The sequence below is a fragment of the Pseudomonas sp. Kh14 genome (genome assembly GCF_900291005.1).
GTDB lineage: Bacteria > Pseudomonadota > Gammaproteobacteria > Pseudomonadales > Pseudomonadaceae > Aquipseudomonas > Aquipseudomonas alloputida.
In genome coordinates this window covers 1-266 of the sequence record NZ_OLKJ01000138.1, presented here as the reverse complement: position 1 = coordinate 266, position 266 = coordinate 1, and the positions used below count along the sequence as shown (strand labels likewise).

The window sequence follows — 266 nt, the reverse complement described above, 5'->3', positions numbered from 1 at the left end:
TTCCTCGCCCTCGGCGATGGCGGCGCTCGTGGCCCGCCGCGGCGACTTCGATCTGCTCACGGGCAACGACGCCGACGCCGACCGACACGGCATCGTGACCCCTGACGCCGGGCTGATGAACCCCAACCACTTCCTCGCCGTCGCGATCGACTACCTGTGCGCGCACCGCCCCGGATGGCGCGCCGACGCCGCGATCGGCAAGACCCTCGTCTCCTCCATGCTGATCGACCGCGTCGCGGCGGCTCGTGGCCGCGAACTGCTGGAGG

General features: G+C 71.8%; 1 pseudogene. It reads left to right on the top strand.

Going from position 1 to position 266, the window contains the following annotated elements:
• Positions 1-266: pseudogene (locus FQ668_RS27585) on the top strand (phosphoglucomutase, alpha-D-glucose phosphate-specific); the annotation flags it as partial.